This is a genomic window from Polyangium sp. 15x6 (genome assembly GCF_029960785.1).
In the GTDB taxonomy this organism is placed as follows: Bacteria; Myxococcota_A; Polyangia; order Polyangiales; family Polyangiaceae; genus Polyangium.
On record NZ_JASBQE010000032.1, the window covers coordinates 15,225 to 38,078 of the forward strand.

Sequence of the window (22,854 nt, forward strand, 5' to 3'; positions counted from 1 at the left end):
AACGATGACCAGACGAGGACGCCCGCGCGAAGGATCCGAGGAGATTGCATGTCGATCGATATCGTCCGAGGTGAGCTCGAGCGCCTCTTCTCGCTCGATGAAATGACCGCGCTGTCGAGCGAGCTGCTCGGGCTCGATCCGGCCCAGGTTGGAGGCGCCGTCTCGAAGGCATCCTTCGCGCGCGCTCTCACGGATCGCTGCTTCGAGAACGACGCCGAAGGCGCGCTGCTCGACGCGATCTTCGCCGTGAGGCCCGAGGCCGACGCGAAGCTGCGCGAGCTCGCGAAGAAGGGCACGAGCGCCGACACCGAGATCAAAGCCGGCGAGGCGTTCGGCGCCTTCACCGTCACGCGCAAGATCGGCGAGGGCCCGCGCGCCGTCGTCTACGCCGCGACCCGGAAAGTCGAGGGCGAGGACAAGCCCGAGGAGCGGATCCTCAAGGTCTTTCGCAAGGACGCCGCCTCCGGTCCGCGCGCTCTCCAGCGTTTCCTCACGGCCGTTCGTCTCGCCGCGAAGGTGCAGCACGAGGGCCTGCCCGCGTCGCTCGAAGCCGGCGTCGTCTCGGGCCACGCGTACGTCGCATACGCGCCCATCGACGGACAGCCGCTCGCCGCGCGCGTGACGCGCACGGGCGCGCTGCACATGAACGAGGCGCGCGAGATCGTCCGCTCCGTCCTCTCGGCCCTGACCGCGCTGCACGAGGCGCGCGTCGTGCACGGCAACATCAAGCTCGAGAACGTGCTCGTCGGCCGCGGCGAAGGCGGCAAGGTCCGCGCGTACCTCGTCGACGTGGGCTGCGATCGCCTCGGCGCCGGCGTGGGCGGTCCCTTCGGTGTCCCCACGCTCGCCCGCGCTCTCTCGCCCGAGCAGATCCGCGCCGGCGCGCTCGACGCGCAGAGCGACATCTACGGCTTCGGCGCCATGCTCTTCGAGCTCCTCGCGGGCAAGCCTCCGTTCAACGGCGAGACCGGCGCCGACGTCGCCGCCGCGCACCTCGTCCGCGAGGCGCCGGCAACTTCCTCGATCGCGCCGAAGGGCTGGGTCAACAAGGAGCTCGACGAGATCATCGCGCGCCTGCTCGACAAGAACCCGAGCGCGCGCCCCAAGGGCGTGAGCGGCGCGCTCGACCTCGTCGATCCCACGGCCAAGAGCGCTGAGGAAGCGCCCAAGGGCAAGACCTTCACCGACGAGGAGATCAACGACCTCGCCGATCTGCTCCTCGCCGATCCCACGGATCACGACTCGGCCCTCGCGCTGGAGAGCGCCTCGCGTGACGGCGCGGATCCGCACAAGGTCGCCGAGGCCTTCGTCATCGCGGCCTCCGAGGTCGACGAGGGCGAGAGCGCGGGCGAGAAGATCAAGGCCGCGGAGACCAAGAAGCAGCTCCTCTTCCGCGCCGCCCGCACGTACGAGAACGTCGCGAAGGATCTGGAGAAGGCCGAGGGCGTGCTCCAGCAGATCGTCGAGCTCGACGAGGACGACGACGTCGCGTTCAGCGCGCTCGAGGACGTCCGAAGGCAGCTCAAGAAGTACGAGGAGGTCGTCGAGATGCTCCTCGAGCGCAGCGAGAAGGCGCAGGATCCGCCGGCGCGGGCGCGCGCGCTGAACGAGATCGGCCGCCTCTACGTGCGCGAGCTCGAGGACGTCGAGCAGGGCGTCTTCGCCTTCGCGCAGGCGCTCTCCATCCTCCCGCAGAACCAGGACTACGCGAAGGATCTCGAGCGCTCGGCCGGCAGCGACATGAAGGTCTGGGCCGAGGCGCTCCAGATCCTGAGCACCGCGACGACCAGCGCGGAGATGTCGACCGAGGACAAGATCGCGCTCTTCAACCTGCTCGGGCGCTGGTACTCCGAGAAGATCGCGCGGCCCGACATGGGCCTTCCTTGCTTCCAGGCCGTGCTCTCGGCGGAGCCCGGGCACGACGGCGCGCTCGACGGCATGGCGCAGCTCTACCGTCGCGCGCAGCAGTGGCAGGAGCTCTGCCAGATCCTCCAGACCCGCGCCGATCGCGCCGCGACGCCGGAGCGCTCCCGCGAGATCCGCGCCGAGGCTGCCGACGTCCTCGAGACGCGGCTCAACGACGCCTCGCGCGCCCGCGATCTCTTCGAGCACATCTTCCAGGAAGACCCGAGCAACGACAAAGCCGCCGAGGCGCTCGGTCGCATCTACCACCGCCAGGAGGACTGGGCCGGCTACGCGAAGATCCTCGAGCGCCGCGCCGACGCGCTCCGCGGCGAGGCCCGCGTCGAGGCCATCTGCAAGGTCGCCGAGCTCTACGAGGATCAGTTGAACGACCTCGGCGAGGCCACGCGCCGCTACGAGGCCGCGCTCGACGTCGACCCGCACGGCCTCACCGCGCTGCGCGGGCTCGATCGCATCTACAACCGCACGGGCCGCTACAAGGAGCTCGTCGGCAACATCGAGAAGCAGATCGCGATCAGCGCGACGCCGCGCCAGAAGATCAACCTCTACGAGCGGCTCGCCGGCATCCACGACGAGCAGTTCCTCGATCACGGCAAGGCCGCCGAGGCGTACGAGGCGATCCTCCAGATCGATCCGGCGCACGAGGGAACGCTCACCGCGCTCATGCGGCACTACCGCGCGCTCGAGCGCTGGGAGGACGTCGTCTCGCTCTACGAGCGCCTCCTCCGCATCGTCACCGACGACAAGCGCCGCATCGAGCAGCTCCTCGCGATGGGCCGCGTCCTCGTCGAGCAGGTCGGCTCGCCCGAGCGCGCCTCGAAGGCGTACGAGAAGGTCATCGAGATCGATCCGCAGCACGGCGGCGCCCTCGAGTCGCTCGCGAACGTCCGCGCCGCGACCGGCGACGCGCTCGCCGCGCTCTCCGCGATCGAGTCGCTCGCCGTCAAGGCCACGACGCCCGAGACGCGCGCCGATCTCTGGATCCGCGCCGCCAAGCTGCTCGACGACAAGGGCGATCGCGACGGCGCGATCGAGCGCTACAAGAAGGCCCTCGACGCGCAGCCCGGCAACGTCGCGGCCTCCACCGCGCTCCGCGCCGCCTACCTCGCGCGCGGCGACGCCACGAGCGCCGTCGAGCTCCTCGGCCGCGAGATCGAGGCCGCCGAGGGCAACCTCGCGAAGGCGCGCCACTACGGCGAGATGGCCTTCCTCCTGCACGAGAAGCTCAAGGACACCGACCGCGCCCAGGCGGCCGCGACGAAGGCGATCGACCTCGATCCGACGAACATGAAGGCGCTCTACGTCTCGGGCGAGATCGCCTTCAACGCATCTCGCTTCGTCGAGGCGGCCAAGCACTTCGAATCGCTGGCGAACCGCTCCGACGCGATGCCGAAGGACCTCGCGCTCGACGTGGTCAGCCACTACATCGACGCGCTCAGCAAGATCGGCTCGACCGAGAAGGCCGTCTCGGTTCTCCCGACGCTGCTCGCGCTCGCGCCCGACGTCCCGCAGGCGATCCGCCGCGCGGCGAAGGTCCGCTACGACGCCAAGCAGTACAAGGAGAGCGCCGCGCTCTACGTCGATCTCACGAACCGCTTCGGCGACAAGCTCGATCCGGTCGATCGCGCCGAGGCGATGCTCTACCTCGGCCAGGCACGCCTCTCGCTCGGCGAGGTCGAGGAGGCGGTCTCGCCGCTGCTCGACGCGGCCGACCTGATGCCCGAGGCGCCCGAGCCGATCGCGGCGCTCGTGCGGCTCTACGAGGCGAAGAAGGACTGGGAGGAGGTCATCCGCCTCAAGATGCGCCGCATCGACGTCGTCAGCGGCGACGAGCGCGTCGCGCTGCTCCTCGACGTCGGCGACATCATGGCCGCGCAGCTCGGCGATCGCACCCGCGCGGCGAAGAGCTACGTCGCCGCGCTCGACGAGCGCCCGGACGATCGGAAGATCCTGACCAAGCTGATGCAGCTCTACAGCGAGGAGAAGGACTGGTCGAAGCTCATCGAGGTCGTGCTCAAGCTCGCGAGCAAGATCGACGACAAGCGGCAAAAGGCGAAGTACATGCACACCGCCGCGATCGTGAGCTGGCGTCAGCTCGGCGACTCGGACAAGGCGATCGAGTACTACGACCAGGTCCTCGAGCTCGATCCCTCGCTCGAAAAGGCGCTCGCCGAGGCGATCGAGGTCCGCGAGCAGAAGGGCGACTGGGAGGGCGTCGAGCGCCTCGTGCGCGTCGATCTCGAGCGAGCGACCGAGCGCAACGACACGGCGAAGGTGCTCGCCACGATGGAGAAGCTCGGCGCGCTCTACAAGGACAAGCTCGGCGCCATCGCCGACGCGATCGACGCGTACGAGGCCGCGCAGACGCTCGATCCCGAGAACCACGAGCGCGAGGAGCTGCTCGCCAAGCTCTACGCGAGCGACCCCGCGCAGTACCTCGACAAGGCCGTGGCGGCGCAGTCGCTCCTGCTCCGTCGCAATCCCTACCGCCCCGAGCCGTACAAGCTCCTGCGCAAGCTCTACACCGAGTCGAAGAAAGCGGACTCGGCGTACTGCCTCTGCCAGGCCCTCACGCTGATGAGCTTCGCCGAGCCCGACGAGGAGCGCTTCTTCAAGCGCATGCGCTCGGACACGGCGGCCGCGGCGCAGGTCCCGCTCGGCGAGGAGGACTGGTTCACGAACCTCACGCACCCGGACGCCGACCCGCTGTTGACGAACGTCTTCGCGGTCATCCAGCCGGCCGTGATCATGAAGAACGGCCAGCCTCTGGAGGCGCTCGGCTACCAGATGGCCTACGCCATCGACCTCATGCGGCACCCGTACCCGCTCTCGCAGACGATCGTCTTCGCGGCCGGCGTGCTGGGCCTCGAGTTGCCCCTCTGCTTCCAGAATCCCATGGATCCGGGAGGCCTCTCGTTCCTCCACGCCCACAACCCCGCGATCGTGCTCGGCGCTGCCGCGCTCGCCACGGAGGTCCCTCCGCAGATGGGCGCGTTCATCGCGAGCCGCCACCTCACGTACTACCGGCCCGGCATGTACCTCCGCTACCTCGTCCCCACGGGCACGGGGCTCCGGGCGTGGCTCTTCGCGGCGATCAAGCTCATTTCCCCGAACTTCCCGATCTCCAAGGACATCGAGGGTCCGGTGAAGGAGAACCTCGCGGTCATCGAGGCAGTGATCACGGGCGCGCGGCGCGACGAGCTCGCGAGCGCCGTCACGAAGCTCCTCCAGGCCGGCGCGATCGACCTCAAGAAGTGGGTCGCGGGCGTCGACCTCACGGCCGATCGCGCGGGCTTCGTCGTGGCGAACGACCTCGAGATTGCACAGGAAATCATCAAGGCCGCCGACGACTCCGCGAGCGCCGTGCCGCAGAAGGAGCGCCTGAAGGAGCTCGTTCTGTTCTCGGTCGGCGAGGATTATTTCGCGATCCGTCGTAAGCTGGGCATCAACATCGACGCCTGATCGTCTCCGTTCGACCAGCTCGAAAGGGCCGATCTCGGGGTTTGGGGCGAAGGGCGCCGTCAGGCGACCCGGCGCCCCGAGCGTCGAACAGGGCACCGAGCGGCCCTTTTGCGCGCTTCTGGGCCGGGGCGGTACGAATTGGGGCGACGAGTCAGCGCCGTTCGTGCAAGAACAGCGGTTGACGGGCAAAATCCTTGGTTGCTACCCTCACGCCCCGTCGCACGGGCCCCGAGGGGCCCGACAGACTCATCGTGCCGTGTCGCCGCGGGGGGTTCTCCGAGCGACCGCTGGAATCACGCTCCATGGCGGCTAAAAAGACCCGTAAATTGGCCAAGAACACCAAGAAGAAGGCAGCTACCCGAGCCAAGGCGAGTCGGCGCGCAGCCCCGTCGCGAAAAACCGCGGCGGCAAAGCTCAAGAAAAAGCCGCGTGCGCAGGCCACGAAGCGAGCGAAGCCAGCCGCCAAGAAGGCCGTCCGCAAGGCCGCCGCCGCGCGCGCGACGAAGCGCGTGGCCGTGGTGAAAAAGCGCGCGGCCGCGAAGAAGGCAAAGGCGGCGAAGCCGAAGAAAAAGGTAGCGGTCGTCCGGGCCAAACGCGCGCCGGTCCGCAAGGCGCTTAGCCCGGCGAAGAAGAGGGTCAAGCGCGCCATCGCGAAGAAGAAGTCGAAGAAGGTCGCGCGCAAACCCGCCCGCGCGGCGGAGCGTCAGAAGGCGCGCGCGATCCCGCGCAAGAAGAAGGCCGCGCTCGCGAAGGTCAAACGCGCCGCCCGCCCGGTCGCGAAGGCCCGCCCGGCAAAGCGCGTCGCCAAGCCGGCCCGCCCGAAGCGCCCAGCTCGCCCGGCCGCGAAGGTCCGCGCCGTCGAGAAGGCCCGCAAGAAGTCCGCCGAGGCCCGGGAGGCGAGGGAGGCCAAGGAGGCCAAGGAGGCCCGGAAGTCCGAGGCCGCCGCCAAGGCCCGCGCCGCGCGCGAGGCGGAGGAGGCCGAGCGGCTCGCCGCCAAGGAAGCCCTCCGGAAGGCGAAGGCGGCGAAGAAGGACAAGGAAGCCCGCAAGGAGAAGGAGGCCGAGAAGGCCCCGGCTCCGAAGGAAAAGGCCAAGGCCCTCCCGCTCAAGGAGAAGGGCAAGGCCGCCAAGGAGAGGCCGGTCGAGGAGCGAGAGCCGGTCGCCAAGGAAAAGGGCGGCAAGGACAAGAAGGACAAGAAGAAGGGCAAAGAGGGCAAGCTCCTCAAGGCCGACAAGCCGCGCGAGGGCCGCCTCATCGCGGTGCGCGAGCCTGCGCCGCGCGTCGTGGCGCTCCCCTTGCCGCTCCTTCCCCCGCAGCGCCGCGCGACCATCGAGGAGCGCTCCGAGGTCATCGAAAAGCGCTTGACCTCGCAGAGCGAGGAGTTCCAGAAGAACTACACGGACCGCTTCGACATGTCGTGGATCTTCCACGACAGCGCGCTCGAAGGCGTCGTGTACACGTTCGAGGAGCTACGCACGGCGCTCTCCGGTTATGCGCCGCCGGTCTCGGACACGAACCTTCAGCCGACCTACGACGACATTCGCCGCCACAAGGAGGCGATCGAGTTCGTCCGCGATTACGGCAAGAAGAAGCTGCCCATTACGATCGACGTGATCAAGAAGATCTACCTCATCCTCCATCCGGAAGAGGGAGACATCAAGACCGTCAAGTACCGCAAGGACATCCCGCAGCACCGGCTGTATTTCCACGAGTATGCGCCGCCGGACAAGATCGCCTACAAGGTGCGGCAGATCGTGGATTGGCTGAACGATCCCGAGACGCGCAAGACCCGCAATGGCCTGCGCATCGCGGCCCGCGCCCACTACGATCTCCTGCGCGTCTATCCCTTCCAGTCGGACAGCGGCAAGGTCGCGCGGCTGTTCATGAACCTCTTGCTCATCCGCTCGGGCCTGCCGCCGTCGATCATCCACTCGACCGAGCGCCAGCGCTACTACGAGGCGCTCAAGGGCTCGGCCACGACCGTGCTCCAGATGGTGCAGGAGGCCGTCGAGAACGCCCTCTCCAGCGTGGAGAAGCTCCTCGACGAGTACGAGACGCGAAAGCGCGCGTTCGTGAGCTGATCCCGAGACAAACGGGGTTCCAGAAGGTAAAACCATCGCCCCGCCGATGTCGCTCGTACCGAGCGAGATCGCGGGGCGATGGCCATTTCTACCGGAACCCGAGGCATGACCGCGACGAACCAGCCGCACGCGCTCGCGCAGGAAACATTCAGGCGCCTCCGCGTGATCCACCCGGACGCGCATTGCGAGCTCGACCATGTGAACCCGTTCCAGCTCCTCGTCGCCACGGTGCTGAGCGCCCAGACGACGGACGTGCTGGTCAATCAGATCACGCCGAAGCTGTTCGCTCGCTGGCCCGACGCGCCCTCGCTCGCGAACGCGCCGGTCGCCGAGGTCGCGGCGCTCCTGCGCGAACGGCTCGGGATGTTCAACCAGAAGGGCAAGAACATCGTCGGGCTCGCGAAGAAGCTCGTGGAGAAGCACCGCGGCGAGGTGCCGCGCACGCTCGCCCAGCTCGTCGAGTTGCCCGGCGTCGGGCGAAAAACCGCGAACGTGGTGCTCGGCGTCGCGTTTGGCCGGCCCGAGGGCGTCGTGGTGGATACACACGTGCAGCGGCTGTCGCAGCGGCTCGGCTGGACCACGGAGCAGAAGCCCGAGACCATCGAGAAGGCGCTCTGCGCGCTGTTTCCGCCCGAGGACTGGAACATGCTGTCGCTCGTCCTGATCTTCCACGGGCGGCGGGTCTGCTTCGCGAAGAAGCCCGCGTGCGCGGCGTGCGGGGTGAACGACGCGTGCCCGAGCGCATTCGCGGCGGAGAACGTGGGGCGCAAGCCGCCGAGGAAGCGACCGGCCGTGGTCATCGAGGCGGCGCCGAAAAAGGCCACGAAGAAAGCGGCCACGAAGAAGGCCGTGGCGAAGCAGGCGACGAAGGCGACCGCGAAGAAGGTCGTCGTGAAGAAGGGCGGAGCGACGCGGATCGCGCCGAAGAAAGCGGCTGCGAAAGGGAAGGGGAGCGGACGGGCTTAACGGCCGCGAAACGCGGTCACGAGCCGCTCGGCGGCCGTGTACGGATCGGTCTGCCGATGCGCCACGGCTTGCGCGGCGTCGTCGAGCGCGCCGCCGAGCTCGCCCATCGCCGCATCGAGCAACGCCTCGCGGAGCTGCGTGCGCATCGCCTCGCGGAGCCGCTCGAACCGCCGCGCCGCGCCTGACTCCGTGCCCGTGAGCCATGCGTGGTGCGCTTCGAGCTGCGTCACCAGCGCGGCCACGCCCTCGTCGCGGGTCGATACGGTCCGCGCCACGGGCGGCACCCACTTGTTCGCGTCGTGCCGCACCACCTGCTTCTGGATGTCGAGCGTCCCCGCCGCGTGCCCGCGGCTGTGCACGCCCGCCTTCACGACCTCGCCGCCGAGCGCGATCATGAGCTCGAGGTCCCGCACCGCGGTGTCCGCGCCCTCGCGATCCGCCTTGTTCACGGCGAACACGTCCGCGCATTCGAGCAGGCCTGCCTTGATCGCCTGCACGTCGTCGCCGAGCCCCGGCGCCATCACGACGAGCGTCGTGTCGGCGGTGCGCGTGATCTCCAGTTCGTCCTGACCGACCCCGACCGTCTCCACGAGGATCACGTCGGCGCCCCACGCGTCGAGCACGCGGATCACGTCCGCGGCCGACCTCGACAAACCGCCGAGCGCGCCGCGCGTCGCGAGCGATCGGATGAACACCTCGGGATCGCTGAAATGCGCCTGCATTCGGATGCGATCGCCGAGGATCGCGCCGCCGGAGAACGGGCTCGTCGGATCGATCGCCACCACGGCGACGCGCTTGCCTTGCTTGCGGAAGACCGCGATCAGCCGATCCGTCAGCGTGCTCTTGCCCGCGCCGGGGTTGCCCGTCACGCCGATGGTCCAGGCGCGGCCCGTGTGCGGGAACAGATCCTTCAGGACCGTAAGATAGTCCCCGGTGCGATCGTCGGCCAAACGGCAGGCCCGGGCCGTGCCACGCATGTCCCGGGCGAGCACCTTCTCGGCGAGCGGGTGCACGGCGCGCTTGCTCCTAGATCCGCCTGAGATCGGGCTTCTTCGCGAGGAGCCGATCCAGCCACATGTTCGTGAGCTTCTCCTGCGCGCTGTTCGCGCGGAGGCGTGCCGACAGGTTCTTGAAGTCCACGCGATCGATGGGTTGATCCTGGTTGTAGCAGGTGAAGACGAACTGCTCCTTGCCCGTCTCCGGATCCACCCAGCGCTGCAGGCACTGCGCGCAGACCTCCTTCATCATGCACTGCATCGGCGAGTTGATGCTCACGATGCCCACGTGCTTCGGGTTCAGGTGCGGCGCGAGCACGCCGTGCCGCGCCTCGCGCACCGCGTTCATCATGCGATCGGAGCCGATCGCGATGATGCGGCTCACCTGCGAGAGCTTGAACATCTCGCCGCCGAACGCGCCCTCCGCGTAGGCCTTCATCGCCTGCACGATGTTGCCGCGGAAGTGCCGATCCGCGGGCCTGCGCGGCGCGATCTCCGCGCCGGCGTCCGTGCACCACACGACCTGGTCCGTCGCGGCCTCGATCTCCTCCTGCTTGAAGAGATCCTCGCCGTTCTTGTAGCCCGCGAAGTACACGACGTTCGCGCCGCTCGCCTTGAGCGCCTTCGCGATCGAGAAGAGCACCGCGTTGCCGAGGCCGCCGCCCGCGAGCAGCACCGTCTCGCCCGTGGGGATCTCGGTCGGCGTGCCGGTCGGGCCCATGACCACGACCTCCTCGCCCACGCGAAGCGAGGAGAGCAGGCGCGTCGACGTGCCCATCTCCAGCGCGATGAGCGAGAGCAGGCCCTTCTCCTTGTCGACCCACGCGCCCGTGAGCGCGATGCCCTCCATGGCGAGGCGCGTGTCTTCGACGACCTTCGAGAAGGCCTCGTAGTTCTGCAGCCGGTAGAACTGGCCGGGCTCGAACTTCCGCGCCGCGGCGGGCGCGCGCACGACGACGTCGATGATCGTCGGCGTGAGGCGCTCGACCTTCACGACGACGGCCTTGAAGTCGTCGTCGAGCTTCGCGTAGAGCGCGCGCCGCCGCTCGTCGCGCGCGGCCTGCGGCTCCTCGCCGAGGCGCGCGATGTCGTTCGCGAAGAGCGAGACCACGTGCGGATACGCGTCCTTCGCGCTCGCCATCGCCTTGACCACGCTGCCGGCGTAGTACGGGTGGTTGTCGCCGTAGAAGCTCACCGCGTGCGCGCCGTCGCTGTAGCTCGTGAAGAAGCCCTCGCGCGGATCCGCCACGGACTCGACGTGGAGCTTTCCCGCCTCGTCGACGAACGCCTTGTGCGGCTGGAAGTACTGCTTCTTCTTGTCGAACGCGAACGTGCCGGGTTTTTCCTTCTCGTACATCACGTTCGGGCTCGTGCCCGCCGCGACGCACACGCTGCGCGCCGAGAGCTCGATCATCTCGCCGCTCGAGGTCCACTTGCCGGCCTCGTCGACCTTCTGGCGCTCGAAGATCATGCCGCGCACGTGCCCGCGCTCGTCGAGGACCGCCTCGACCGGCGCCATGTTCTCGATGTACCGCACGCCCTCCTCGAGCGACTTCGCGACCTCTTCGTGGTTCAGGCGGTACGCCGGCGAGTCGATCACGCGCTTGCGGTAGACGAGCGAGACGCCGCCCCACGCGTCGAGCAGCTTCTGCAGGTTCGGCGCGCGGCCCTCGCGCTGCGCCTTCTCGCGCTCCTCGCGGATCTGCGCCGCGTGCGCGCGTTGCTCCTGGACGAACTCGCGCTCCTCCTCGTCGAAGGAGGCCATCGTGGCGGCCTCGCCGCGCTCGGCGATGAGCTTCGCCACGCGCGCGTCCGTCTTCTCCGCCTGGATCATGTAGTAGGCGATGAGCTCGGTCGCGGTGTCGATCGCCGTGAGGCCGCCGCCGATCACGATCGCGGGCAGGCGCACCTGCAGGTTCGCGAGCGACGAGCGCTTGTAAGCCCCCGTGAGCTGCAGGGCCATGAGGAAGTCGCTCGCCTTGCGGATGCCGCGCGCGACGTTGTTCTTGAGCGGGATGATCGTCGGCCGGCCCGCGCCCGCCGCGATCGCGACGTGGTCGAAGCCGAGCTTCCACGCATCGTCGAGATCGAGCGTCCCGCCGAACCGCACGCCGCCGTAGGCGCGGAAGTTCTGGTGACGCGCGAGCGTGACGTAGAGGACCGTCAGGAAGTTCTTGTCCCAACGAACCGTGATGCCGTACTCGCTCACGCCGCCGAACCCGAGCAGGATGCGCTCGTCGAGCTCCGTGTAGAGTTTTTTGTACTCTTTCACCGGCCGCGGAGGACGCGTGGCATCACCCGTCAGCTCGACCGGGAGCGGCTCGATCTTGAGGCCGTCCACCGCCGCCACCGCAAAACCTTCGAGCGCGAGGTGATGCGAGAGCGTGTAGCCCGCGGGCCCGAGGCCGACGACGAGCACGTTCTTGCCGATGTACGGGCGCGGATGCGGCCGCTTCACGTTGAGCGGGTTCCAGCGCGAGAGCAGGCCGTAGATCTCGAAGCCCCAGGGCAAACCGAGCACGTCCGTGAGCACGCTCGTCTCGATCTGCGGGATGTTGACCGGCTCCTGCTTCTGGTAGACGCACGCCTTCATGCAGTCGTTGCAGATGCGGTGACCAGTGCCGGGCAGCATCGGGTTGTCGATGCAGACGAGCGCGAGCGACGCGATGGAGTCGCCGCTCCGCCGCATCACGTGCATCTCGCTGATCTTCTCGTGCAGCGGGCAGCCGTTCAGCGTCACGCCGAGCGGGTTCGGCTTGATCGCGCCGGTCTTGTTGTCGCGCAGGCCCTTCGAGCACGAGTCCTTGTCGCGATCGTGGCAGTAGAGGCAGTAGTCGACCTCGCTCTCGACCTCGCGCGCGGTCCCGCGCCGATCGGTGAGCGCGAAGCCGTCGCGGTGACGCCGCTCGTGCTCGGGCCCGACGAAGAGCTCGGGCAGTTTGTCGTCCGCGCGGCGGAGCTGGACGAGCTGGTTGTGGTCGAGCGTCGCCGGGGCCTTGAGCGAGGACCAGCGACGCGCAGGATCGTGGTGATCGACGCGCCGCGCCGCGAGCCACGCCTCCACCGCGTCGAGGGCGAACGCGACGATCACGGCGTCCTCCGCGTCCGTGGGCGTATCCCCCGCGACGGCCACCGCGCCCGCGGCGACCTGCGTGAGCATCGGATCCGCGGCGATCACGGCCCGCACCTTCGCGGCCTTCTCGTGGAGCTCGGGCGTCCACGCGGCGCCGCCCGCCTTCGCGGCCTTGCGCGCGACATCGTCGATCGTGAGGAGCACGAGCGTCGCCGACGCGACCGCGAGCTCTTCCGCTTCGGATCCGCATTCCAGCCGGCTCGCGTCCGCGCCGACCGCCGCGAGCGCGCGCCGCGCCGCGTGCGCGGCCTCGACGGCCGTGCCTTTCCATGCCTTGCCCGCGCCCGTCTTGAAGAGGCGCTTCTTCGCGAAATCCTTCTTGAAGGCCCAGAGCGGCGAGCGCTCCTCGGCCCCCGCGGCGAGCGCCTCCGCCTCGCGCTCCACGCCGAAGAGGCGCACGACGAAGCGGGAGAGGTGCGGCGCGCCGGCCAGCAAGGCCTCCGAGATCTCCTCGGCGGTCATGCCGTTCCCCTGGCACGCGCGGTACTTCGAGAACCGCTCGTACCCCGTGGGATCCGCAGCCTCGAAGTACGCGTAAAACCGCCCCGTGAGCTCGGCCAGGCGACCGGCGTCGAAGAGATCGGCGTACACGAACCCGGGCTCGCCGAGGACAAGCTCGGAGGGTTCGGAGGTGGCGTTCACCCAGGAGGAGAAGTCGACTTGCAGACCGTCTTGCATCACCAGCGTTCCTGTCGTGACAGCTGTCTTTAGCGATGAAATATGGGGAAGCCACCCCGACGATTGAAGGGGACTCGTCGAGATTCGCTCACGCCTGTCCGGCTCGTTCGTACTTTTCCTAGAATCGCAGTCGCTCGATCGTGCGGGTAGACATCTTGCCGGCGACCACATCCGGATCCCTGAGGAGAGCCTGGTGGAGCGGGATGTTCGTGCGGATGCCGCCGATGATGAACTCGTCGAGGGCCGACCGCATGCGGGCGATCGCTTCGGCGCGGGTCGCGCCGTGCGTGATCACCTTCGCGAGCATGGGGTCGTAGTTGTTGGGCACGCGGAAGCCCCCGTAGACGCCCGAGTCGACGCGCACGCCGCCGCCGCCCGGCGGCAGGTACTCGGTGATGAGGCCCGGCCAGGGGACGAACGTGCGTGGATCTTCCGCGTTGATCCGGCACTCCATCGCGTGTCCGCGCAAGCCGAGCGCGCGCCCGCTCGGGAGGTTGAGCGATTCCCCCACGGCGGCGCGGATCTGGTTCTCCACGAGATCGATGCCCGTCACCATCTCCGTGACCGGATGCTCGACCTGGACGCGGGTGTTCATCTCCATGAAGTAGAGATTCCCCTGCTCATCCATCAGGAACTCGAGCGTCCCGAGCGAGGTGTAGCCGGTCTCGATGAGCGCGCGCGTGCACGCCGCGGAGAGCTCGGCCCGTTTGTCCGGCGTCATGGCCGGGCTCGGCGCTTCCTCGATGATCTTCTGGTGCCGGCGCTGCAAGGAGCACTCGCGCTCGCCGAACGTGAAGATGTGCCCGTGGTTGTCGCCGAGCACCTGCAGCTCGATGTGCCGCGGCTCCTCGACGAACTTCTCCAGGTAGACGTCGGGGTTCTTGAAGCCCGCCAGCGCCTCGCTCGTCGCGGTCTCGAAGGCGCGGCGGATCTCGCTCTCTTCGCGCACGACACGCATGCCGCGACCGCCGCCGCCGCCCGCGGCCTTGAGGATCACGGGGTAGCCGACGAGCGCCGCTTGCGCCGCGGCGTCGTCGCCGTCGCGGAGCACCGTGGTGCCCGGCAGGAGCGGCAAGCCGAACCTCTTCGCGGCTTCCCGCGCGCGGACCTTGTCGCCCCAGAGGCGCATCGCCTCGGGCGTGGGGCCGATGAAGGTCAGGCCGCAGCGCCGGCAGAGATCGGCGAACTCGGCGTTCTCCGACAGGAAGCCGTAGCCCGGGTGGACCGCGTCGGCGCCCGTGATCTCGGCGGCGGCGATGATCTGCGGGATGTTCAGGTAGCTCCGCCGCGGATCGGCCGGGCCCACGCACACAGCCTCGTCGGCGAAGCGCACGTGCGGCGCGCTCGCGTCGACGTCCGAGTGGATGGCGACCGCGCGGATCCCGAGCGTGCGGCACGCCCGGAGGATGCGCATCGCGATCTCGCCGCGGTTCGCGATGAGGATCTTGCCGAACAAGACGCCTACCTCCTCTCTGCCGGTGCGGCGCTCAGGCCTTCCGGATCTTGAAGAGCTTCTGACCGAACTCGACGGGTTTGCCGTTCTCGGCGAGGATCTCGACGAGCGTGCCGTCGCTGTCGGACTCGATCTCGTTCATCAGCTTCATCGCCTCGATGATGCAGAGCGCCTGGCCTTTTCGAATCGCGCTCCCGACCTCGACGAAGGGCGGCGCGTCGGGGGAGGGGGAGCGGTAGAAGGTGCCGACGAACGGCGAGGTGACGAAGTCGCACTTCTCGTCGCTCTCGGCCCTCGTGGCCTCGACGGGACGGGGCGGAGGAGCGCCGGGGGCGACCTCGGGGCGTTCTTCGTAGGCGACGACGCGCGCGCCACCACCCACGCCGCGCGCGAGCCTGATGCGCACGTGTTCGTCCTCGAACTCGAACTCGGTGACGTTGCGCTTCTCGAGGACGCGAAGCAGCGTCCGGAGCTGCTTGAGGTCGATGTTCATGCCAATCCGTTCCCGCGCGGTGGGGGCCGCTCTCCAGGAAGCGACCCGCCGGAGTCGGGGTGCTTTCTAGCGGAAGGATGGCAAAAAGGAAGGGGATTCGAGGGTGTCGGCGCTGTGACGCTGGACGTCAACTTTCACGCTGCTGCAGGTGATAGACGAGGCCGAGCAAGCCGAGCACGTACGACGCGGGACCGAAGCCGGCGACGGTGCCGAGGCACGCGCCGGCCGTGATCGAGTGGTGACGGAAAGGCTCGCGCGCCGCGGTGTTCGTGATGTGCACCTCGACCACGGGCAGGCCGCTCGCGCGGATGGCGTCGTGCAGCACGACCGAGGTGTGGGTGAGCCCGGCGCCGTTCATGACGATGCCGTGGAAGCCTTCGTCCGCGGCGCGTCCGATGGCCGTCACGAGCTCGCCCTCGTGGTTCGACTGCAGGAACGACACGAGAACGCCTTCGCTCCGCGCGACCTCCTCGACGGCCTTGTGGATGTCGTCGAGGGTGGTCGTGCCGTAGATGGAAGGCTCGCGCTTGCCGAGCCTGTCGAGGTTCGGCCCCGAGATGACGAGGATGCGTTTCGGCGAGGTGCTCACATGTCCTTCAGCAGGACCGGCGCTTTGACGCGCAGCATGTACCGTGCCTTGCCGACGTTACCGTCGGGCCGTACGGAGACTGCGACGAAGTGTCGTTCGTTCAGCACGCGGATGACCGTCGTCACCTTCGCAGCCTCGATGGCGATCTCGGCGGTATCGCCGGCCTCGAGCATCTGGGCCGCACGCTGGATCGACTTGATGACGACGCTGAACTCCGCGCCGATCGTGTTGATGTCGAAGGGGGCGTCGGGCTTCGAGTAGCTGTCGACCGGGATGCCCTCGAAATCCATCAGGAGGCTGGCGATGCCACCCTCGGTGCCTTCGACGACCTCCTTGAGGACGCTCTGGAACATGGGCTGAAACCTTAGCGAAACCCGAGGCGGACGGGAAAAAGAAAGGGGAGGTTCGTTCGAAGAGCCTCGGATTTGCGGCCTGGCACCCCAGGACGTCCGTCCGGCCAGGCGCGCTTTCCGTCCTCCGATCGTCCGGGCAGTCTCCAGGGAGCCACTTTTGCCTCTTGCATCCCGATGCCAACCGGGCCATTCCCGCACCTACGGGCCCGCCCTAACCGGCGCTTGACCCTCGTCCCGTCAAGCGGCTAACGTGCGTCGCGGCTACGTGCCCACCGTCCCATCGCGGTGGCACCTGGTTTGTCCACACGTATCCGAACGAGAAGGACGGCCCAAAGAAATGCGCGCACGAGCCGGGGATCCGCCCCGCACGATGCCCCAGAAGATCCTCGCGGGACGCGCCGCCGATCCGCAGCTCCGAGGAGATCTGGTCCAGGTCAAGGTCGATCAGATCATCCTGTCGCGATCGCCCAACCGGGCCCTCGGTGAGGCGCTCTCCGCCGGGATGAAGAAGACCCCGGTCGAGATGGCCGTGGCCTACGACGGCACCTGCGTGACCGACGCGCGCGCCCTCGCCGACGTGGCCGCCGGCGCGCCGCAAGCCGTCTCGCCGGAGCTGCCTGCGTACAACGTGCCCATCGCCCGCGGCGGCATCGGCTTTCCCGCGCCCGTGCACCTCGAGCGCTTCGCCGCGCCAGCGAGGCTCGCGCTCACGGACGACGCGCGCCTCGCCCCCGTCGGCGGAGTCGGGATGCTGACCCTCGTGGTCTCCCCGAGCCAGCTCGGCCAGGCCCTCGCGACAGGCTCGACCTGGGTGCGCCCACCACGCAGCGTGCAGATCCACCTCTCGGGCCGCGTGCGCCCGTTCGTGTGCGCGCGCGACGTGGCGCTCGAGCTCCTGCGCCGGGGCATCGACGAGATCGTGCGGCGCATCGAGGCCGAGCATCACGCCCCCGTCGTGCTCGAGTTCGCGGGGCCGAGCGCGCGCCTGCTCTCGGTCGCGGAGCGCGCGGTGCTCTGCGGCATCGCGCCCCAGGTCGGCGCCGCCGCGGCCCTGTTCGTGAGCGACGAGAAGACGGAGGTCTTCCTTCGAGATCAGCGCCGATCCAAGGCGCACCGCGCCCTCGTCCCCGATCCGGGCGCGCCGTGCGAAGAGGTCGTCTCGCTCGATCTCAGCACGGTGGATCCGCTGCTCATGGACGAGGCGGGCGTCGTGCGACCCGTGCGGGATCTCGCAGGCAAACCCGTGGGCCAGGTCGTGCTCGGCGGCGACTCCGGCGTGACCCTGCGCGACATGCTCGCGGCCGCGCTCCTCCTCAAGTCGAAGCGTGTTCCTTCCCGGCTCGACCTGCTCGTCGCGCCGCCGTCGCGCCAGGTGCTCGAGGTCCTCGCGCAGTCGGGCGCGCTCGTGGATCTCGTGGCCACGGGCGCGCGCATCATCGAGCCCGATCGGCGCGTCGTGACGGGGGAGCTCTATCCGCCGCCGGCGGGGACGATCTCGCTCCGCACGGCGGAGCCAGCGCCGCGCGTGCCAGGCGTGCCGTCGTTCGTCGTGGCCTCGGCCGAGACGCTCGCGTACGCAGTGGCCACGGGGACCGTCGGCGATCCGCGCTCGTTCAAGCGCCCCGTGCGCGTGACCGTGCCGCGCGCGCTGCCCACCGACGACGTGCTCGTGCTGCGCGACAAGAAGGGCGAGGGCACGGCCGCAGGCAAGTCGCCCGCGTTGCCGCCGCCAGCGTCGTGGAAGGGTCCGCTCGTGCTCGCTCTGGTCGAAGGCGCGTCGCGGCCAGGCTCGAACGGCAAATCCACGGAGGCGCAACCGACGCCCGGGGGTCCGCCCATCGCGGGCGGCGTCGTGGTCGTGCTGCGCTCGCTCGACGAGGTCCGCGCCGTCGTGGAGAAGACGATCGATCTGCCCGCGCTCCGCGCCGTCGTCGCGCCATTCGTCCCAAGCACCGCGGTAGGAGCGCTCGCGAGCGAAGGCATCGCGACGTTCGAGGTGCCACCCACGTCGCTCGACGGCTTGAAGGGGCAAAAGAGCCTCTCCTTGCCCGAGCCCGCAGCGTGGGGCGACAAGGTCGGCGCAGTCGTTGGAGAGCAAACGATCGAGATGACCTGGCTCGCACTCGGCGCGGAGCGGACGTGGACGCACGCGGGCACGTCGCGTTCGCCAGGGTCTTCGAAGGCCTCGAAGGCCTGAGGCAGCGTAGCGCCGGGGTTTCACCCCGGACCCCGACCAGGGGTTGTCCACCCCTGGACCCGGACCAGCGCAAGCGCTGGACCCGGGGTCGATGAACTGCGCGATGCGCAGTTCATCGAACGGGCCGTGGCAAGACCGGTGACGACCTTGCCTGTCGAGACAGCGGCGACGACGTGCCTGCTCAAGGCTGGGTTTCAGCTGGCAACGCCGCTCGTGGTCTTGCCCCGGGCCCTTCGGAAAAACCGCGCATCGCGCGGTTTTTCCGCCCTCGGTCCAGGCCGTGCCTGGTCCGGGGTGCAGGGGGCGGACAGCCCCCTGCTGGGGTGCGGGGCAACGCCCCGCGCATCTCACGTCACGGGGTTGGCAGCGCCTTCTCCAGCTTGATCGAGGCGAGCATATCTCGCAGCCGCACCGACTGCTCGTTCACCTCGATCTCGAGGATCGTCAGCCGCTTCGTGATCTCGCCGAGGCGCGTCGACGCCTTGCCGAGACGATCCGTGAAGTCCTGCCGCATCTTTTCGGTGTTCTGCCGCGACACCGTGTCCCGCGGGTCGTCCTTGATCTTCTCGATCGCCTTCAGGTTCCTCCGGAGCTGCTCGCTCTCGCGCTCCAGCGTGTTCTGCTCGGACTGCAGCTTGTTTCGCTCGTCGAGCGCCGTCCGCAGCTTCCCGCGCGCGTCCCACGCCTTCTTCAGCTCCGCCACCACGACCTTGTCGGCGCGCGCATCGTTCATGTAGGCCTTCACTGCGTCGTCGGCGAGCTGCGACAGCGCGTCGACCTGGCGCGTGAAGCTGCGGCGCTCCTCCACGTCGAGCACGTTCGTCCCGCGCTTCGGCGTCGTCTGCGGGACGAGCGCGCTGCCCGTGCCCACGTTGTCTTCGGTGCCCTTGGGCGGATTCTCGAGCCGCGTACCGGGCATCCGGGCGTGCTTCACGAGCGTCTTCGCGTCGGAGTCCGTGCCGTTCTTGATCGTGTACTTCGTGTGGTAGACCCAGTCGCGCTCGATGTAGAGCTGCCCCGCCTCGATCTTCGCGAGACGCGCGCTGAGCTCGTCCTCGGTGCGATCCGTGGTCACGGCGAGACCTCGTTCGAGGGCGAACGGCACCGTCGCCACGGCCCCGGGCGGCAGCGGATCGACCATGCCTTGCCCGAGGAACGCGCCGCCGTCGAACACCGCGATCGGCCCTTTTTCGAGGATGCCCTTCGTGTTGTTCGTGAAGCGCGCGACGCGGAACGGATGCGAGAACGAGTCGCGCACGCCGCCGTCCGGCGAGAACAGGAAGATCGCCTCGCCTGGCACGCTTTGCGCGAGCAAGAGCACCATCGTCGCGCTCTTGTTCGGGATATCGACGGCGAAGGGGAGATCGTAACGCGTCGTGCCGCCTTCCATCGCGACGGCCGCGAGCGCGTTCACGTTGCGCGGGTTCGACGGCGTCACCGGGGGCGGCATCTCCCTTGGATACGGCGCGGGTGCGGCCGCGGCGCCGGTGGCCGGATATCCGCCGCCGTAGTTTGCCGCGACGCGGCCCTTCTTCGCGGGCGCCGAGCGCGTCGCCGACGAGCGCGTCGCCTCCCTTCCGCGGCCCTCACCGCTGAAATCGCCGTCTGCCGCCTCGTCCTTCGTGGCCTCGGCCTCGGCGAGCAGACCATCGAGGCTCTCGCCGCCCTCTTCGGTCCGCGACGCGTCCATCGGCATGGCCGGGGGAGGCGGAGGAGCCGCAGGCGCCATCGTGGGCAGGCTCGTCTCGCCCACGGGCACCGACGCGATCACCTCGCCTTGATCCGTCACCACCGGGCGCGGCGGCACCACGGGTTTGTCGAGGGTCGCCTGGAACGCGAGCGGCGCGCCTGCGACGAGCGAAAGCCGTACGCCCTTCCAGTCCTCGCCCGACTGGTTCTGCACGATGCCCCAGGCCTGCAGGTCTGCCTTCCCCGTGCCGGCGCTCTCGGCCTTGCCGATCACCAGGCGATACGAGGGCCGCCAGACCGGCGTCTCCGCGACGTACCCGACCACGAGATCGTGCTCCTCGCCGTCGAGCGTCAGCCGCACCGTCTCGCGGCCGTCGCCCTTCTTCTTCTTGGGCGGCTTCGGCGGCTGCGGCGGCGGCATCGGCATGCCGTACCGAGGCTCGGGCGCGGGCGGCTCGGCCTCGCTGTCCTCATCCTCCTCTTCGCCGTCGCCTTCGTCCTTGTCCTTGTCGAGCTCCACCGGGAACGACGCGCTGCGCACGCTGCTCCCGCCTTGCTCCATCACCGCGAGCGTGGCGAGGAAGTCGCCGATGCGCTCGGTCCGCACCTTGAACGCGACCTCGGCCTCGTCCACATGCCCCGCGCGCTCGTAGTACCCGACGCCGTTGCGGTAGATGACCACGCGCCGGAGCGCGAGACCGCTGGCGACGTCCGGTCCCCGCGCACATCCCGCGAGGGGGAGTGCGGAGGCCAGAAGGAGAAACCCACCCACAGCGCCCAGTCGAAAGTGAGAAAAGCGGCTCATTCGTTGCCTCGAACGCGCGAGGATACGTGGCCTTACACCAAAGTGTGTTGTTTTCGCGGCCGTCCGGCACGAACGGGGGTAGATAGCCGGCGCCATGCCCTCTGCTCTGCGCTGTACCGCGTTCCTGGCCCTCGTCGGGGCCTCCGCTGCCTGCACCCAGAACGGCGAATCCCAGCCGCCGAAGCCCGCCGCCACCCCGGCCGCCGAGACCACGAGCGCCGCCGCGCCCGCCACCTCGACCGCGCCCGCCGCGAGCGCAGCTCCGGCCGCCGCGACCGCCGCCGAGGCTCCGAAGGACGCGCCGGCCGACGCGAAGGGGACGGGGCTCCCCAAGGACCTCAACGTCCTCGTGGTGACGGTCGATAGCCTGCGGGCCGACATGCCCTGGCTCGGCTACCCGCGCGACATCGCGCCGGTGCTCACGAAGTTCGCGAAGACCGCGGTCTCGTACTCGCGGTTCTACGCCGTCTCCTCGTACACGGCGATGAGCCTCGGCGGCTTCCTCTCGGGCCGGTATCCGAGCGAGCTCGAGCGGAGCGGCTACTTCTTCGGGAACTATCCCGACAGCGTGCTCATGTTCCCGGAGCTTCTGCAGAAGGCCGGCGTGCGCACGTTGACCGCGCACGCGCACTTCTACTTCGATCAAAAGGCCGGCTTCCGCCAGGGGTTCGACGTCTACGAGATCATCCCGGGCCTCTCGGTCGACAACACCACCGACAAGAACGTCACGAGCCCGCAGCACGTCGATCTCGCGAAGAAGATCCTCTCGGAGAAGGCGAACACGGGCGGCCGCTTCTTCGCCTGGTTCCACTTCCTCGATCCGCACGATCAGTACATGCCGCACGACGGCATCGGCCCGTACGGCAAGTCGACGCGCGACAAGTACGACGCCGAGGTCACGTTCACCGATCAGCACCTCGGCAAGCTCTTCGAGTTCGTCGATTCGCAGGAGTGGGGCAAGCGCACGGCGATCATCGTGTCGAGTGATCACGGCGACGCGTTCGGCGAGCACGGCATGTACCGCCACGGCTTCGAGCTCTGGGACGTGCTCACGCACGTGCCGCTCATCATCCGCGCCCCGGGCATCGTGCCTCGCCAGATCGACGAGCCGCGCAGCGGCGTGGATCTCGCGCCCACGATCCTCGAGATGTTCGGTCAGCCGAAGGATCCGGCCATGCAGGGCACGAGCCTCGTGCCCGAGCTCTACGGCAAGGATCCCGAGAAGCGCGACGTGATCCAGGACCTGCCGCGCACGAGCGACAACGATCGCCGCCGGGCCTTCGTGCGCGGCGACTTCAAGCTCATCGCCGAGGGCGACGACGCGGGCTACCGCTTCTTCAACCTGAAGGACGATCCGGCCGAGAAGGTGGATCTCAAGAAGAAGAACGCGGACGAGTTCGAGAAGATCAAGGCCGCGTACAAGGAAAAGAGCGGCACGATCAAGGACGTTTGTCCGAAGATGCGCGAGAAGCTCAAGGGCAAGAACAAGAAGAAGCCCTGCTGAAGGAAGGGAGCGACGAGCCGTGGACAAACTCACGCGAGGCGCGTCGGGGCTCCGTCACCTACGGTGGGCGCGGGAGATCTACGCGACCTTGGCCGCCCACGTGGAGCACAGCGGGCTCGACGCCGAGCCGAAGAAGGCGCTGCGCAAGGAGCTCGGGCGGCTCGACAACTGCATCCAGGAGCTCTCCGGCGCCGTGAAGGGGTACCGCGATTTCCTGGAGCGCGAGCGCGTGCGCTACCGCGGCGCGATCCGCGCGGCGACCTTCGAGGTGCGCGCCTCCAAGGGCGACCGCCTCGGCGAGGCGACGGCCGCGATGGAGCGTGAGTCGCTGCCGCGACAGCGCACGCTGAAAGCCGCGCTGGAGCTCGCCATCGCGGAGCTACGCGCCCATCTGTGCGAGATGGACACGCGGATCGCCGGCATCGTCTCGGAGGCCTTCGTGGACAACCTCTACCCGCCCCTCACGAAGGATCACTCGCGCGTCGCCGACATCGGAGACGACGACGACGACGCGGCCGGCCGCGACGATTGAC

13 protein-coding genes are annotated in these 22,854 nt (G+C 68.8%); 6 read left to right on the forward strand and 7 right to left on the reverse strand.

The annotated features are described in order from the left end of the window. The first annotated feature begins 48 nt into the window (after positions 1 to 48). The 3 genes from QHF83_RS23610 (at position 49) to nth (ending at position 8,432) form a co-directional block, all read left to right on the forward strand. Entirely contained in the window at positions 49 to 5,385 is a 5,337-nt protein-coding gene (locus QHF83_RS23610; RefSeq protein ID WP_282420173.1) for a serine/threonine-protein kinase, read from the forward strand. 326 nt (positions 5,386 to 5,711) lie between these two features. Next, entirely contained in the window at positions 5,712 to 7,466 is a 1,755-nt protein-coding gene (locus QHF83_RS23615) for a Fic family protein (protein WP_282420174.1), read from the forward strand. 105 nt (positions 7,467 to 7,571) lie between these two features. Further along, entirely contained in the window at positions 7,572 to 8,432 is an 861-nt protein-coding gene (nth, locus tag QHF83_RS23620) for an endonuclease III (protein WP_282420175.1), read from the forward strand. Here nth and meaB read toward each other — a convergent pair. The 6 genes from meaB to QHF83_RS23650 form a co-directional block, all read right to left on the reverse strand. Beyond that, on the reverse strand, positions 8,429 to 9,445 hold the full coding sequence (meaB, locus tag QHF83_RS23625; RefSeq protein ID WP_282420176.1) for a methylmalonyl Co-A mutase-associated GTPase MeaB: 1,017 nt from the start codon (positions 9,443 to 9,445) through the stop codon (positions 8,429 to 8,431). The two genes, nth and meaB, sit on opposite strands and share 4 nt — an antisense overlap. Before the next feature lie 13 nt (positions 9,446 to 9,458). Beyond that, a complete protein-coding gene (locus QHF83_RS23630; protein ID WP_282420177.1) occupies positions 9,459 to 13,238 on the reverse strand; it encodes an FAD-dependent oxidoreductase in 3,780 nt (1,259 codons plus the stop codon). A gap of 118 nt (positions 13,239 to 13,356) precedes the next feature. Continuing rightward, positions 13,357 to 14,694, reverse strand: coding sequence for an acetyl-CoA carboxylase biotin carboxylase subunit (accC, locus tag QHF83_RS23635; protein WP_282420178.1), 1,338 nt, complete (start codon positions 14,692 to 14,694; stop codon positions 13,357 to 13,359). Between the two features lie 31 nt (positions 14,695 to 14,725). Continuing rightward, a complete protein-coding gene (gene accB, locus QHF83_RS23640) occupies positions 14,726 to 15,184 on the reverse strand; it encodes an acetyl-CoA carboxylase biotin carboxyl carrier protein (RefSeq protein ID WP_282420179.1) in 459 nt (152 codons plus the stop codon). 127 nt (positions 15,185 to 15,311) lie between these two features. Beyond that, positions 15,312 to 15,773, reverse strand: coding sequence for a type II 3-dehydroquinate dehydratase (aroQ, locus tag QHF83_RS23645; RefSeq protein ID WP_282420180.1), 462 nt, complete (start codon positions 15,771 to 15,773; stop codon positions 15,312 to 15,314). Further along, positions 15,770 to 16,126: a hypothetical protein gene (locus QHF83_RS23650; RefSeq protein WP_136934686.1), complete on the reverse strand. Its 357-nt coding sequence runs from the start codon at positions 16,124 to 16,126 to the stop codon at positions 15,770 to 15,772. Before QHF83_RS23650 ends, aroQ begins: the two co-directional genes overlap by 4 nt. A gap of 370 nt (positions 16,127 to 16,496) precedes the next feature. Between QHF83_RS23650 and QHF83_RS23655 the strand changes: the two genes are divergently transcribed. Then, positions 16,497 to 18,323 carry an aconitase family protein gene (locus QHF83_RS23655; protein WP_282420181.1) on the forward strand — a complete coding sequence of 609 codons (1,827 nt, stop codon included), beginning with the start codon at positions 16,497 to 16,499 and terminating at the stop codon, positions 18,321 to 18,323. Positions 18,324 to 18,675: 352 nt separating this feature from the next. Here the strand turns inward: QHF83_RS23655 and QHF83_RS23660 are convergent, their stop codons facing one another. Beyond that, entirely contained in the window at positions 18,676 to 20,694 is a 2,019-nt protein-coding gene (locus tag QHF83_RS23660) for a DUF4139 domain-containing protein (RefSeq protein ID WP_282420182.1), read from the reverse strand. Positions 20,695 to 20,911: 217 nt separating this feature from the next. Here QHF83_RS23660 and QHF83_RS23665 point away from each other — a divergent pair, with 217 nt between their 5' ends. Together QHF83_RS23665 and QHF83_RS23670 are read left to right on the forward strand one after the other, a co-directional pair. Continuing rightward, the gene (locus QHF83_RS23665) at positions 20,912 to 22,321 is read left to right on the forward strand and encodes a sulfatase (RefSeq protein ID WP_282420183.1); all 1,410 of its coding nucleotides are present in this window, start codon (positions 20,912 to 20,914) and stop codon (positions 22,319 to 22,321) included. 19 nt (positions 22,322 to 22,340) lie between these two features. Continuing rightward, a complete protein-coding gene (locus QHF83_RS23670) occupies positions 22,341 to 22,853 on the forward strand; it encodes a hypothetical protein (RefSeq protein ID WP_282420184.1) in 513 nt (170 codons plus the stop codon). Position 22,854 lies beyond the last annotated feature (1 nt).

Excerpts from the sequence above, each read along its gene's own strand:
- QHF83_RS23650 (WP_136934686.1), bottom strand. The coding sequence starts at position 16,126 with ATGTTCCAGAGCGTCCTCAAGGAGGTCGTCGAAGGCACCGAGGGTGGC.
- nth (WP_282420175.1), top strand. The coding sequence starts at position 7,572 with ATGACCGCGACGAACCAGCCGCACGCGCTCGCGCAGGAAACATTCAGG.
- QHF83_RS23665 (WP_282420183.1), top strand. The coding sequence starts at position 20,912 with ATGCCCTCTGCTCTGCGCTGTACCGCGTTCCTGGCCCTCGTCGGGGCC.
- accB (WP_282420179.1), bottom strand. The coding sequence starts at position 15,184 with ATGAACATCGACCTCAAGCAGCTCCGGACGCTGCTTCGCGTCCTCGAG.
- QHF83_RS23655 (WP_282420181.1), top strand. The coding sequence starts at position 16,497 with ATGCCCCAGAAGATCCTCGCGGGACGCGCCGCCGATCCGCAGCTCCGA.
- QHF83_RS23610 (WP_282420173.1), top strand. The coding sequence starts at position 49 with ATGTCGATCGATATCGTCCGAGGTGAGCTCGAGCGCCTCTTCTCGCTC.
- QHF83_RS23630 (WP_282420177.1), bottom strand. The coding sequence starts at position 13,238 with ATGCAAGACGGTCTGCAAGTCGACTTCTCCTCCTGGGTGAACGCCACC.